The sequence below is a fragment of the Stenotrophomonas sp. SMYL89 genome (genome assembly GCF_036319985.1).
Lineage (GTDB): Bacteria > Pseudomonadota > Gammaproteobacteria > Xanthomonadales > Xanthomonadaceae > Stenotrophomonas > Stenotrophomonas maltophilia_Q.
The window spans coordinates 21,506-33,771 of sequence record NZ_JAWIRW010000022.1 but is presented as its reverse complement, the minus strand read 5'-3'; the positions used below and the strand labels follow the sequence as shown (position 1 = coordinate 33,771).

Genomic DNA, 12,266 nt, shown 5'->3' with positions numbered 1-12,266 from the left:
GCGCGGCATTGTGCACAGCAATGAGAACCTTCAGGACTCCGGTCGCGTTGATCGCGGCCCTCGCCCTGGCCATGACGGCCTGCTCCACCCCCGAAGCCACGCCGGAAGCCACGCCGCGTGTCAGCGTGGTCACCGTCGGCCCGCAGGTGGTACAGCGCGATGACGAACTGCCCGGCCGCGTGTCCGCCGTGCGCACCGCACAGATCCGTGCCCAGGTGGGTGGCATCGTGCAGCGCCGCTTGTTTGACCAGGGCGCGGAAGTCAGCGCCGGCCAGGCGCTGTTCCAGATCGATCCGGCGGCATTCCGCGCCGACGTGGATTCGGCACTGGCGGCTCTTCAGCGCAGCGAAGCGGCGCTGGGCCGCAGCCGCGTGCACTCGCAGCGCCTGCATGCGCTGGCGGCCGCGCAGGCGGTCAGCCAACAGCACCGCGACGATGCCAGTGCCGAGTACGAACAGGCCCGTGCGGCAGTGAACGAGGCGCGCGCGATCCTGGCACGACGCCAGCTCGACCTGCGCTACGCAACGGTCAGCGCACCGATTGCCGGCCGCATCGACCAGGCGCTGGTGACCGAGGGCGCGCTGGTCGGTGCTGCCGACGCCGAACCGATGGCGGTGGTGCAGCAGATCGACCAGGTCTACGTGGACGTGCGCCAGCCGGCCGCACAGCTGGAGGCGCTGCAGCGCAGTGCCGGTGGTGGCGAACTGCCGGTAACCATCATCGGTGCAGCGGGCAAGCCACTGTCCGAACGCGGCCAGCTGCTGTTCTCCGGTATCAATGTCGACGCGCGCACCGGAGACGTGATCCTGCGCATCCTGGTCGACAACCCCCAGCGCCAGCTGCTGCCGGGGATGTACGTGCGTGCGAAGGTGCCGCGCGGTGCACCGGCCAGCGCATTGACCGTGCCGCAGCAGGCCTTGCTGCGCAGCGCCGGCGGCCAGGCCTATGCCTGGGTGATCGGCGCCAACGGCAAGGCGGTGATCCGCACGCTGGAGGTCGATGGCAGCGTCGATCGCCAGTGGCTGGTGCGCTCCGGCCTGAAGGCCGGCGAGAAGGTGGTGGTCGAGGGCCAGGAACGCCTGCAGGAAGGCGTAGTGGTCGATGCGCGCGACTGGCAGCTGCCGGTCGCAGGCGCCGGTGCCGTGCAGGCCGGCAGCAAGGGCTGAGCCTGTCCCGGGCCGGTCCCTCCAGGAAAATCCAACATGGCACGTTTCTTCATCGATCGCCCGGTGTTCGCCTGGGTGCTGGCGATCTTCATCATTCTGGCCGGCGTGCTGGCGATCCCGCGCCTGGCGGTGGAGCGCTACCCGGCGGTGGCGCCGCCCAGCGTCAGCATCTACGCCAGCTACCCGGGCGCCAGCCCGCAGACGCTGAACGATGCGGTGGTCGGCCTGATCGAGCGCGAGCTGTCCAGCGTCAAGCACCTGCTCTACTTCGAATCGTCGGTGGACACCTCCGGCGAGGCCTCCATCACCGCCACCTTCAAGCCCGGCACCGATCCGGAACTGGCACAGGTGGACGTGCAGAACCGGATCAAGGCGATCGAACCGCGGCTGCCGCGCAGCGTGCGCCAGAACGGCCTGTTCGTGGAGGCCGCCGATTCCGGCTTCCTGATGCTGGTCGGCCTGCGTTCGCCGGATGCCAGCGTCAGCGAGGCCGCGCTGGGCGACTTCATGGCGCGCAACATCATCGAAGAGCTGCGCCGCATCGATGGCGTCGGCCGCGTGCAGTTGTTCGGCGCGGAGCAGGCGATGCGGGTGTGGCTGGACCCGACCCGGTTGACCGGCTACGGCCTGACCATGGGCGATGTGGCGGACGCCATCGAGCAGCAGAACCTGGAGATCTCGCCGGGACGCATCGGCGATTCGCCCGGTGTGCCGGGGCAGCGCATCACCGTGCCACTCAGCGCCGACGGTCAGCTGTCCACGCCGGAACAGTTCGCCGCCATCGTGCTGCGCGCCGGGACCGATGGCTCACGGGTGCTGCTGGGCGATGTCGCCCGCGTCGAACTGGGCGCGCAGAGCTATGCCTGGGGCACCCGCGAGGATGGCCATCCCGCTACCGCCGCCGGCGTGCAGCTACGCCCCGGCGCGAATGCCGTGCGGACCGCATCTGCAGTTCGCGAACGCATGGCCGAACTGGCATCGCTCCTGCCGCGTGGGGTGGAGTCGAGCATTCCGTTCGACACCGCACCCTTCGTGAAGATCTCGATCCAGAAGGTGGTGCAGACGCTGCTGGAAGCGATGCTGCTGGTGTTCGCGGTGATGTACCTGTTCCTGCAGAACTGGCGTTACACGCTGATCCCGGCGCTGGTCGCGCCGATCGCGCTGCTGGGCACCTTTGCAGTGATGCTGGCGCTGGGCTTCTCGATCAACGTGCTGACGATGTTCGGCATGGTGCTGGCGATCGGCATCATCGTTGACGATGCGATCGTGGTGGTCGAAGGCGTGGAGCGCATCATGGCCGAGGAAGGTCTGCCACCCCGCGAGGCCACCATCAAGGCGATGCGTGAGCTGACCGGCGCGGTGATCGGCATCACCCTGGTGCTGACCGCGGTCTTCATTCCGATGGCATTCGCCAGCGGTTCGGTGGGCGCGATCTACCGTCAGTTTACCGTGGCGATGGCGGTGTCGATCCTGTTCTCGGCATTGTTGGCACTGAGCCTGACGCCGGCGTTGTGCGCGACCCTGCTGCGCCCCAGCACCCATGGTCATCACGGTCGTGGTGGGCTGTTCGGCGCGTTCAATCGTGGCTTCGAGAGGATGACCGGGCGCTACCAGCGTGGCGTGGCCTCGGTGCTGCAGCGCAGTGGCCGGGTGATGGGCGTGTTCGCTGCCCTGGTGGCGGCCCTGCTGCTGGGCCTGCACTGGCTGCCGGGCGCGTTCCTGCCGGAAGAGGACCAGGGCTACTTCATGACATCGATCCAGCTGCCGGCCGAAGCGACGGCCGAACGCACGCTGGCGGTGGTCGAAGCCTATGAGCGGCACGTGGCCTCGCGCCCGGGCATTGCTTCCAACCAGTCCATCCTCGGCTACAGCTTCTCAGGCTCCGGCCCGAGCGCGGCGCTGACCTACACCATGCTGAAGGACTGGGGCGAGCGTGCAGGCGCCACTGCGGCCGGTGAGGTGGAGGCCGCGCAGAAGGCGATGGCCACGCTGGCCGAGGGCGAGGTGATGAGCGTGATGCCGCCGGCGATCGACAGCCTGGGGCGTTCTTCCGGCTTCTCGCTGGCCCTGCAGGCACGTACCGGGCAGAGCCAGGCGGAACTGCGCGCGGCGTTGCAGCAGCTGCTGAAGCTGGCCGAGGCCAGCCCGCTGCTGTCGGAAGTGCACGCCGATGGCCTGCCTGCGGGCACCAGCGTGCGGCTGGACATCGACCGGGCCAAGGCCGAGGCGATGGGCGTGGGCTTCGAGCACATCAGCAGCACGCTGTCGGCAGCAATGGGCTCGCAGTACGTCAACGACTTCCCCAACAGGGGCCGGTTGCAGCAGGTGATCCTGCAGGCCGATGCGCCGTACCGGATGGAACTGGAGGACGTGCTGAAGCTGTACGTGCGCAACAGTGAGGGTGGCATGGTGGCGTTGTCGGAACTGGTGACGCCACACTGGACCGAGGCGCCGCTGCAGCTGCAGCGCTACCTCGGCTTTCCGGCATTGAACCTGTCCGGTGCACCGGCCTCCGGCGTGTCGACCGGCCAGGCGATGGCGGAGATGGAGCGGCTGGCCGAAGCGCTGCCAACCGGCTTCTCCCTGCAGTGGACCAGCCAGTCGCTGCAGGAGCGCGAGTCGGGGGCGCAGGCGCCATGGCTGCTGGTGTTGTCGATGCTGGTGGTGTTCCTGGTACTGGCGGCGCTGTACGAGAGCTGGTCGATTCCGCTGGCGGTGATGCTGGTGGTGCCGCTGGGCCTGCTCGGTGCGGTCGCCGCGGTGTTGTTGCGCGGCATGCCCAACGACGTGTTCTTCAAGGTCGGCATGATCACCGTGATCGGGCTGTCTGCGAAGAACGCGATCCTCATCGTCGAGTTCGCGCGGCAGCTGCAACAGCAGGGGCGCGGCCTGGTCGAGGCAGCATTGGAGGCGGCCAGGCTGCGCCTGCGGCCGATCGTGATGACCTCGCTGGCTTTCGCGTTGGGCGTGGTGCCGCTGATGCTGGCGCAGGGGGCGTCGAAGGAAACCCAGCGGGCGATCGGAACTGGTGTGTTCGGTGGCATGGTCAGTGCGACCGTGCTGGCCGTGTTCTTCGTGCCGGTCTTCTATGTAGTGGTGCAGGGCGCGCGGCAATGGATCGCGCAGCGCCTGCGCAGGCGCCGGCCGATGCCGGGAGGAATCGTGGATGGAACGGAACATCGTTGAAGATCTGCACGAGCAACAGTTGATGGCGCTGGAGCAGCGCCTGTGCGCAGCGCTGCTGGAAAATGATCACGATGCATTGAGCACGCTTGTATCGCCGGCCTTGTTCATGATGGATGGCCACGGCGGCCGCATGCTCGACCTGCCATGGCTGGGCGACTGGCTGGCTGGGAAACTGCAGGTGGGCAGCCTGCAGACGTGCGCTGTGGAAACGCTGCTGTGCGGGCGTCTGGCATTGCTGTCCAGCGACGTGCGCCTGTCAGTGCGCGGGCAGGGCCAGGAGCGCGAACTGAAACTGCGCCTGCTGCGGGTGTGGACCTGCAGTTCCGGCGACAGCGGCGCACAACTGCTGTCGATGGCGGTGTTGGCCGTGTGAGCATGGTCAGGCCCCTTTCAGGCCCCGCTCACCGGCAGGTGGTAGGGTCGATGATCTCAGTAGTGTCGACAAGGAGTCGAGCCATGCGTGTAGTTCCCAGTCTGTTGGCAGCCTCCCTCGGGTTGGCGCTGGCCGCGTGCCAGCCGGCCCAGGCACCCGCCGCTGGCGGCAATGACACCCCGCCTCCCACGCCGCAGCCAGGTGCCAGCACCGCGGGTGGCAGCGAGACCGCCTACCAGTGTGGTGATCTGAACGTGCGTGCGACCTTCAATGGCGAAGACGCGGCCACGGTGGTGATCGGCGAGCGCACCTTCGCCATGACCTCCGAACGCACGGCATCCGGCGCCAAATATGGCGATGGCCAGGGCAACAGCTTCTGGACCAGGGGCAGCGATGACGGTCTGCTGAGCCTGAAGGGCGAAGCGGATCGTGAGTGCCACGCGGTGGAGGCTGCCGAAGGCGATGGCAGTGCCGGCAACGCTGCGTTCCGTGCCACCGGCAATGAACCCGGCTGGCTTGCGGTCGTTGATGGCGACGCGCCGGGCCTGCAGGTGGAAGTCGACTATGGCGAGCGTCGCTTCGACGTGGCCAAGCCCACCGAAGGTGCTGACGGTTGGAGTGGCAAGGCGTCCGATGGCACCGACGTCAAGCTCAGCTTCCAGCGCACGACCTGCCAGGACGACATGAGTGGCGAGGCGTTCGAGGCCAAGGTGATGCTGACGGTCGGCACGCGCCAGTACCACGGCTGTGGCAATTTCGGCGCGAAGCAGCCGTAAGCCCTCTGTAGAGCCGGGCCCACGCTCGACTGCAGTGCAGAGCGCAACGCAGCCGAGCATGGGCTCGGCTCTACATCAACATTGCGGGTCAGCCCTCGCAGGTCTTCAGGTCCAGCTCGAACACCAGATCGTAGCGGCCGTTGATCGCGATCAGCGCATCACGGATCGCACAGTCACCGCGATGACGCGCGACCAGATCAGTGAAGATCTTCTCGCGGCCCTCGCAGTACTTCGCGCTGGCCTCTTCCAGTTCGCGGCGACGCTCGTCGTCGTACGGCTCTTCGCCGGCGAAATGCTGGCAGGTGTTCTCGCGTGCGAGGAAGGCCTGCACATCGGCCGGCATCGTGCAGTAGATGCGCACGTCCTCGACGTCATACACATCCTCAGGGACCGGACAGCCGGCTGCCGCACGTGCCTTGTCCAGCGCATCGTCGCCCGAGGGCAGACCGGTCGATGGCTCCGCTTCGGTGGTGGCCTCCACGGCGGCCGGTGCCTCCGCCGCCGCCGCGGCCGTCACGGCCGGTTCGACCTGCGTGCTGCCCGGGGCGGCATCGGCAGCGCTGTCCGCTGCCTGCGGCGAACACGCCGCAAGCAGGGACAGGCAGGCGATCAGCGCCAGGCGCTTAGTCGGCACGGCCAGCGAATTCGCCGGTGGCGGTGTTCACCAGCACGCGTTCGCCGTTGACGATGTATTCCGGCACCATGATCTCGATGCCGGTGTTGAGCTTGGCCGGCTTCGGGCGCTTGGTGGCGGTGCCGCCCTTCAGTTCCGGCGGGGTCTCGATCACTTCCAGCACCACCGAGGCCGGCAGCTGGATCGCCACCGGCTGCTCGTCGATGACCTGCACGTAGATGCCGGTCAGGCCGTCGGTGATGTAGCCGGCGTCGTCGCCGATCACGTCCGCGTCCAGGGTGTAGGGGGTGTAGTCCTCGTCATCGAGGAACACGAACGCATCGCCATCCTTGTACGAATAGGTGGACTGGCGGCGCAGCAGTTCGACCTCGACCAGGTTGTCGTCGGCATCGAAGCTGGCGTCGAGCTTGTTGCCGCCCGGCACGCTGTACATGATGAAGCGGAAGCGGACGTTGCCGCCGCGACCCTGCGGCGAGCTGCGCTCGATGTCGCGGATCTGGTACACGCCGTTGTTGTACTCGACGACGTTGCCCTTCTTGATGTCGTTGGCTTTCATGGTGATCTAGGTCGTTGGGGGAGGGCGCCGTCCCGGCGCCCGGGGGGAATCACTTCGGAGCGAGGCGGGTAGCGCCGTCCAGGCGGATGGTCTCGCCGTTGAGGTAGGTGTTGCCGAGGATGAAGCCGACCAGGCTGGCGAAGTCTTCCGGCTTGCCCAGGCGCGACGGGAAGGGGATCGAGGCGGCCAGCGACTGCTGCACGGCCTCGGGCATGCCGTCGACCATCGGCGTCCAGAACACGCCGGGCGCAATCGTATTGACGCGGATGCCGAAGCGCGACAGTTCGCGCGCCATCGGCAGCGTCATCGAGACCACGCCGCCCTTGCTGGCGGCATACGCGGCCTGGCCGATCTGGCCTTCGTAGGCGGCGATGCTGGCGGTGTTGATGATCACCCCGCGCTCGCCGTCGGTGCCGGCTTCGTTGTGCTGCATGCGGTTGGCCGCGGCCTTGGCGACGTTGAAGCTGCCGACCAGGTTGACCATCACCGTGCCCTGGAAACCGGCCAGCGGCATCGGGCCTTCTTTGCCCAGCACGCGACCGGCGCCGAGGATGCCGGCACAGTTCATCGCCACGTTGAGGCCGCCGAGGAAATCGTGGGCCTGGTCGATGGCCGCGGTCACCGCCGCCTCATCGCTGACGTTGACGTTGAAGTAGCGGGCCTTTTCGGCGCCCAGTCCGGCAACGGCGGCAGCGCCCTTGTCATCGTTGAGGTCGAACAGGGCCACCTTGCCGCCCTGGGCGACGAGGTGCTGGGCCACGGCCAGGCCGAGGCCGGAGACGCCGCCAGTGATCACGGCACGTACGGAAGACAGCTGCATTGAACGGTCCTGCAGGTTCGAGAACCGCCGATTCTAACGGAAGCCGCGACCGTCGCCGTTGTGCACTGCGCCGCCCGGCAAGGACGGCGCAGTGCCACCATCAACCGGCGGCGGCCAGCGCCTGGCCGGTGCGGCTGGCAGTGGCGCGGCCAAGCAGGCCGGCCAGCCAGCGCCCGGTCTCGGCCAGGGCCGGCAGGTCCACGCCGCTCTCCAGGCCCAGGCCCTGCAGGAGATAGACCACGTCCTCGCTGGCGACGTTGCCGCTGGCACCCTTCGCATACGGGCAGCCGCCGGCGCCCGATACCGCGCTGTCGACCACGCGCACGCCTTCTTCCAGGCAGGTGGCGATGTTGGCGATGGCCTGGCCGTAGGTGTCGTGGAAGTGCACGGCCAATGCCGTCATCGGAATCTCGGCCGCTACCGCCTGCAGCATCGCCCGTGCCTTGCGCGGGGTGCCGACGCCGATGGTGTCGCCCAGCGAGATTTCGTAACAGCCCATCTGGTGCAGGGCGCGTGCAACACGCACCACGTCGGCCAGCGGCACTTCGCCCTGGTAGGGGCAGCCGAGCACGGTCGAGACGTAGCCGCGCACGCGCACGCCATCGGCGGCGGCGCGGCGCAGGATCGGTTCGAAGCGTGCCAGCGATTCATCGATGCCGGCATTGGTGTTGGTGCGGTTGAACGCCTCGGAGGCGGCGGTGAACACCGCCACTTCCTCCACGCCCACCGCACGGGCGCGGTCGTAGCCCTGTTCGTTCGGTACCAGCACCGGGTAGTGGATGCCGGGCCGGCGCTGGATGCCGGCGTAGACCTCGGCGGCGTCGGCCAGCTGCGGGATCCACTTCGGGCTGACAAAGCTGGTCGCCTCGATGCTGCGCAGGCCGGTGGCCGACAGGCGGTTGATCAGTTCGATCTTGTCAGCGGTGGACACCGACTGCTTTTCGTTCTGCAGGCCGTCACGCGGGCCGACCTCGACAATGCGGACGTAGTCGCTCATGCGGCCACCTCGCTGACGGGGCGATCGCAGACCGCCTCGATGTTGTTGCCGTCCGGGTCGAGCACGAAGGCGCCGTAGTAGTCGGGGTGGTACCACGGGCGCAGGCCAGGCGCGCCGTTGTCGCGGCCGCCGGCGGCGAGGGCGGCGGCATGGAAGGCGTCCACCTGGTCGCGGCTGGCGCAGGCGAAGGCCACGTGCACGCCATGGCTGGCGGTGCCGCCATTGCCCAGCCAGAAGAACGGCTTGCCGTCGCTGCCGAAGCCGATGTGGTCGTGCGCGCCGGTCTGTTCGGCGGTCACTTCCATCACCACGCCGATCTGCAACGGTGCCAGGGCCTGCAGGAAGAAGGTCTTGCTGCGCGCCAGGTCGGCGCTGGTCAAACCAAGATGATCGAGCATGTTCAGGCTTCCGTGACCCAGTGGGGCGCGCGCTTGTCGAGGAAGGCGCCCAGGCCTTCCTGGCCCTCGGCGGACACCCTCAGGCGCGCGATCAGGGCGGCATTATCGCGATCCAGGGTGTCGCGGTCATGGCTGTCGCGGACCTGGCGCACCAGCTGCTTGGCGGTGGACGAGGCGATCGGGCCGGCCTTGTCGAGCAGGGCCAGCTGGCGTTGCACGGCCTCGTCCAGGCGTTCGGGCTCGACCAGCTGGTGGACCAGGCCGATGCGCAGTGCGGTATCGGCGTCGAAGTGCTCGCCGGTGGCGAACCAGCGGCGGGCCTGGCGCGGGCCGATGGCCTCGATCACATAGGGCGAGATCACCGCCGGCAATAGGCCAAGGCGGCTTTCGGTCAGGCCGAAGCGGGCCGAGGTGCTGGCGATGGCGATGTCGCAGCAGGCGACCAGGCCGACGCCGCCGCCGAAGGCCGCGCCGTGGACCCGGGCCAGCGTCGGCTTGGGAAGCTCGTCCAGGGTGCGCATCAGCCGGGCCAGGGCCAGTGAGTCCTCGCGGTTGTCGGCCTCGCTGGCGGCGGCCATGCCGCGCATCCACTGCATGTCGGCACCGGCCGAGAAGGAGGCGCCGTGGCCGGCCAGCACCACCGCGCGCACCGAATCATCGCGGCCGGCGGCCTCAAGTGCAGCGGTCAGGCGGGCGATCAGCCCGGCGTCAAAGGCGTTGTGCAGCTCCGGCCGGTTCAGCCAGAGCGTGAGGGTGGCGCCGCTGCGCTCGATCTGCAAAGCATCGTTCATGGGATTCCAGGGTCACTCCATACCTGTATGGATCATAGCGGGCCATTGGTCATGGGCCATGACGCGACGCGGGAATGTTAGAATCGAGAACCATTTACATCCAGCAGAGAACACGCTAGATGACGCTGTCCGAACTGCCGCTGCACACCTCGGCCGTGGTCGAGTCCGTGCAGGACCTGCATGCCAACGATGCCATCGCCCGTCGCCTGCGCGAGCTGGGTTTCGTGAAGGGCGAGGAAGTACGCCTGGTGGCCAAGGGTCCGGTGGGGGGCGAGCCGCTGCTGGTGCAGGTCGGGTTCACCCGGTTCGCGCTGCGGATCAGTGAAGCCAAGCGCGTCGTTGTTGACGCCGCCAGCCAGGAACGACGTGCATGACCGCCACTGCCACTACCGCCCCCCTGCGCGTTGCGCTGGTCGGTAATCCGAACAGCGGCAAGACCGCACTGTTCAACCAGCTGACCGGGAGCCGGCAGAAGGTCGCCAATTACACCGGCGTCACCGTCGAGCGCAAGGAAGGCCGCCTGCGTGCGCCGTCCGGCCGCGAGTTCGCCGTGCTCGATCTGCCGGGCGCCTACAGCCTGCAGCCGGCGAGCCTGGACGAGGCGATCACCCGCGACCTGTGCCGGGGCTTCTACCCGGGTGAGGCCGCGCCGGACGTGCTGCTGTGCGTGATTGACGCCACCAACCTGCGCCTGCACCTGCGTTTCGCGCTGGAACTGCGCGAACTGGGCAAGCCGATGGTGGTGGCCCTGAACATGGTCGATGCCGCCCAGCGCCGTGGCATCCAGGTGGATGTGGCCGCGCTGGAGCGCGAGCTGGGCGTGCCGGTGGTGGAGACCGTGGCGGTGCGCAAGCAGGGTGCCAAGGCCCTGGTCGAGCGCCTGGACGCGATGGTGCCGCACCTGGATGCACCGGTGCCGGGCCCGGAAGGCGGCATCGACTACCACGCCAAGGTGCGCCAGATCCTTGCGGTGGCCGTGCGCATGCCCGCACGTACCGCGAAGATCGATGACGCGCTGGACCGCTGGCTGCTGCACCCGGTGTTCGGCCTGGTCAGCCTGTCGGTGGTGATGTTCCTGATCTTCCAGGCGGTGTACGCCTGGGCGACGCCGCTGATGGATGGCATCGAAGCCGCCTTCGCCTGGCTTGGCCAGTTCGTCGGCAGCGTGCTGCCGGAAGGGCCGCTGGCCAGCCTGCTCACCGACGGCATCATCGCCGGCGTCGGCGGCGTGGTGGTGTTTCTGCCGCAGATCCTGATCCTGTTCTTCTTCATCCTGGTGCTGGAGGAATCCGGCTACCTGCCGCGCGCGGCGTTCCTGCTCGACCGCATGATGGCCGCCGCCGGGCTGTCCGGCCGCTCGTTCATCCCGCTGCTGTCCAGCTTTGCCTGCGCAGTGCCGGGCATCATGTCCACGCGCAGCATCCAGGACCCACGTGACCGCCTGGCCACGATCCTGGTGGCGCCGCTGATGACCTGTTCCGCACGCCTGCCGGTGTACGCGCTGCTGATCGGTGCGTTCATTCCGCAGAAGACGGTATGGGGCGTGTTCAACCAGCAGGGCCTGGTGCTGTTCGGCCTGTACGCGGCGGGCATCCTCAGTGCGCTGGCGATGTCGTGGATCATGAAGAAGTGGCGTCGCGACAAGAGCGAGCACCCGCTGATGCTGGAGCTGCCGTCGTACCGCCTGCCGCACGTGCGCGACCTGGCCGTGGGCCTGTACGAGCGCGGCATGATCTTCCTCAAGCGCGTCGGCGGCATCATCCTGGCGCTGACCATCCTGCTGTGGGTGCTGCTGTCGTTCCCGGCCGCGCCGGTCGGCGCCACCATGCCCGCGATCGATTACAGCTACGCCGGCCAGATCGGCCATGCGATGGCGGTGTTCTTCGCGCCGCTGGGCTTCAACTGGCAGATCTGCATCGCACTGATCCCGGGCCTGGCCGCGCGCGAAGTGGCAGTATCGTCGCTGGCCACGGTCTACGCGCTGTCCGCGGCCGATGACGATGCCGCCAGCCAGGCGCTGACCCCGCTGATCAGCGACGGCTGGTCGCTGGCCACCGCACTGTCGCTGCTGGTCTGGTACATCTACGCACCGATGTGCATCTCGACGCTGGCCACCATCAAGCGCGAGACCAACTCGTGGAAGCAGATGGGCTTCGCCGCGTTCTACCTGTTCGCAGCGGCCTATGTGGCCGCGCTGATCACCTACCAGGTGACCAAGGCGCTGGGAGGCGGCTGATGGATACCGGCCTGCTGATCCAGTACCTGATCATCGCGGTGGCCGTGCTGGTCAGTGCCTGGGTGGTGTTGAAGAAGCAGTTCCCGGGCACTGTGCGCAAGCTGCGCGGTGTGCTGGCATTGGCCCTGCTGAAGCCGGGCCGTCCCGGCTGGATGCAGGCGCTGGGGCGGAAGATCGCGCCACCAGCTACGGGCGGCGGTGGCGCCTGTGGTGGCTGCGACAGCTGCGGGCCGACGCCGCCGAAGCAGCACTGACGCTGCTTTTCCTGCCCTGGTGGGTGCGAACCCTGGTTCGCACGCTTGCGGGGTTCATCCACGCATGGCGTGGATCTAC

General features: G+C 68.1%; 13 protein-coding genes. 7 read left to right on the top strand and 6 right to left on the bottom strand.

Annotated elements, in window-relative coordinates; translation table 11 throughout:
• The first annotated feature begins 20 nt into the window (after positions 1-20).
• The 4 genes from V3B41_RS18585 (at position 21) to V3B41_RS18570 (ending at position 5,501) form a co-directional block, all read left to right on the top strand.
• On the top strand, positions 21-1,166 hold the full coding sequence (locus V3B41_RS18585) for an efflux RND transporter periplasmic adaptor subunit (RefSeq protein WP_100443540.1): 1,146 nt from the start codon (positions 21-23) through the stop codon (positions 1,164-1,166).
• 36 nt (positions 1,167-1,202) lie between these two features.
• Positions 1,203-4,352 carry a multidrug efflux RND transporter permease subunit gene (locus tag V3B41_RS18580; RefSeq protein ID WP_049427494.1) on the top strand — a complete coding sequence of 1,050 codons (3,150 nt, stop codon included), beginning with the start codon at positions 1,203-1,205 and terminating at the stop codon, positions 4,350-4,352.
• Entirely contained in the window at positions 4,333-4,725 is a 393-nt protein-coding gene (locus V3B41_RS18575) for a nuclear transport factor 2 family protein (protein ID WP_049427496.1), read from the top strand. Before V3B41_RS18580 ends, V3B41_RS18575 begins: the two co-directional genes overlap by 20 nt.
• Before the next feature lie 83 nt (positions 4,726-4,808).
• On the top strand, positions 4,809-5,501 hold the full coding sequence (locus tag V3B41_RS18570; RefSeq protein WP_049427498.1) for an MliC family protein: 693 nt from the start codon (positions 4,809-4,811) through the stop codon (positions 5,499-5,501).
• An 88-nt stretch (positions 5,502-5,589) separates the two neighbouring features.
• Here V3B41_RS18570 and V3B41_RS18565 read toward each other — a convergent pair whose 3' ends face one another.
• The 6 genes from V3B41_RS18565 to V3B41_RS18540 form a co-directional block, all read right to left on the bottom strand.
• Entirely contained in the window at positions 5,590-6,135 is a 546-nt protein-coding gene (locus tag V3B41_RS18565) for a hypothetical protein (RefSeq protein ID WP_049427499.1), read from the bottom strand.
• On the bottom strand, positions 6,125-6,691 hold the full coding sequence (gene yeiP / locus V3B41_RS18560; protein ID WP_005409468.1) for an elongation factor P-like protein YeiP: 567 nt from the start codon (positions 6,689-6,691) through the stop codon (positions 6,125-6,127). The genes V3B41_RS18565 and yeiP overlap by 11 nt, the downstream gene beginning before the upstream one ends.
• 49 nt (positions 6,692-6,740) lie before the next feature.
• On the bottom strand, positions 6,741-7,511 hold the full coding sequence (locus tag V3B41_RS18555) for an SDR family oxidoreductase (protein ID WP_049427502.1): 771 nt from the start codon (positions 7,509-7,511) through the stop codon (positions 6,741-6,743).
• A gap of 100 nt (positions 7,512-7,611) precedes the next feature.
• Positions 7,612-8,508 (bottom strand): hydroxymethylglutaryl-CoA lyase, encoded by an 897-nt coding sequence (locus tag V3B41_RS18550; RefSeq protein ID WP_049427504.1) that lies wholly within the window; start codon positions 8,506-8,508, stop codon positions 7,612-7,614.
• On the bottom strand, positions 8,505-8,906 hold the full coding sequence (locus V3B41_RS18545) for a VOC family protein (protein WP_100443539.1): 402 nt from the start codon (positions 8,904-8,906) through the stop codon (positions 8,505-8,507). Before V3B41_RS18545 ends, V3B41_RS18550 begins: the two co-directional genes overlap by 4 nt.
• A 2-nt stretch (positions 8,907-8,908) precedes the next feature.
• Positions 8,909-9,697: an enoyl-CoA hydratase/isomerase family protein gene (locus V3B41_RS18540; protein ID WP_197620426.1), complete on the bottom strand. Its 789-nt coding sequence runs from the start codon at positions 9,695-9,697 to the stop codon at positions 8,909-8,911.
• 119 nt (positions 9,698-9,816) lie between these two features.
• Between V3B41_RS18540 and V3B41_RS18535 the strand changes: the two genes are divergently transcribed.
• Genes V3B41_RS18535 through V3B41_RS18525 form a run of 3 tightly spaced genes read left to right on the top strand, consistent with a single transcriptional unit; the run spans position 9,817 to position 12,187 of the window.
• Complete coding sequence (locus tag V3B41_RS18535) at positions 9,817-10,071, top strand: FeoA family protein (RefSeq protein WP_005409473.1); 255 nt, start codon at positions 9,817-9,819, stop codon at positions 10,069-10,071.
• Complete coding sequence (locus V3B41_RS18530) at positions 10,068-11,933, top strand: ferrous iron transporter B (RefSeq protein ID WP_100443538.1); 1,866 nt, start codon at positions 10,068-10,070, stop codon at positions 11,931-11,933. The genes V3B41_RS18535 and V3B41_RS18530 overlap by 4 nt, the downstream gene beginning before the upstream one ends.
• A complete protein-coding gene (locus tag V3B41_RS18525) occupies positions 11,933-12,187 on the top strand; it encodes a DUF6587 family protein (protein ID WP_049429093.1) in 255 nt (84 codons plus the stop codon). The genes V3B41_RS18530 and V3B41_RS18525 overlap by 1 nt, the downstream gene beginning before the upstream one ends.
• Positions 12,188-12,266: the final 79 nt, after the last annotated feature.

Coding starts and splice junctions, on each gene's coding strand:
- V3B41_RS18585 (WP_100443540.1), top strand. CDS start 21: ATGAGAACCTTCAGGACTCCGGTCGCGTTGATCGCGGCCCTCGCCCTG.
- V3B41_RS18580 (WP_049427494.1), top strand. CDS start 1,203: ATGGCACGTTTCTTCATCGATCGCCCGGTGTTCGCCTGGGTGCTGGCG.
- V3B41_RS18575 (WP_049427496.1), top strand. CDS start 4,333: ATGGAACGGAACATCGTTGAAGATCTGCACGAGCAACAGTTGATGGCG.
- V3B41_RS18570 (WP_049427498.1), top strand. CDS start 4,809: ATGCGTGTAGTTCCCAGTCTGTTGGCAGCCTCCCTCGGGTTGGCGCTG.
- yeiP (WP_005409468.1), bottom strand. CDS start 6,691: ATGAAAGCCAACGACATCAAGAAGGGCAACGTCGTCGAGTACAACAAC.
- V3B41_RS18555 (WP_049427502.1), bottom strand. CDS start 7,511: ATGCAGCTGTCTTCCGTACGTGCCGTGATCACTGGCGGCGTCTCCGGC.
- V3B41_RS18550 (WP_049427504.1), bottom strand. CDS start 8,508: ATGAGCGACTACGTCCGCATTGTCGAGGTCGGCCCGCGTGACGGCCTG.
- V3B41_RS18545 (WP_100443539.1), bottom strand. CDS start 8,906: ATGCTCGATCATCTTGGTTTGACCAGCGCCGACCTGGCGCGCAGCAAG.
- V3B41_RS18540 (WP_197620426.1), bottom strand. CDS start 9,697: ATGAACGATGCTTTGCAGATCGAGCGCAGCGGCGCCACCCTCACGCTC.
- V3B41_RS18535 (WP_005409473.1), top strand. CDS start 9,817: ATGACGCTGTCCGAACTGCCGCTGCACACCTCGGCCGTGGTCGAGTCC.
- V3B41_RS18530 (WP_100443538.1), top strand. CDS start 10,068: ATGACCGCCACTGCCACTACCGCCCCCCTGCGCGTTGCGCTGGTCGGT.
- V3B41_RS18525 (WP_049429093.1), top strand. CDS start 11,933: ATGGATACCGGCCTGCTGATCCAGTACCTGATCATCGCGGTGGCCGTG.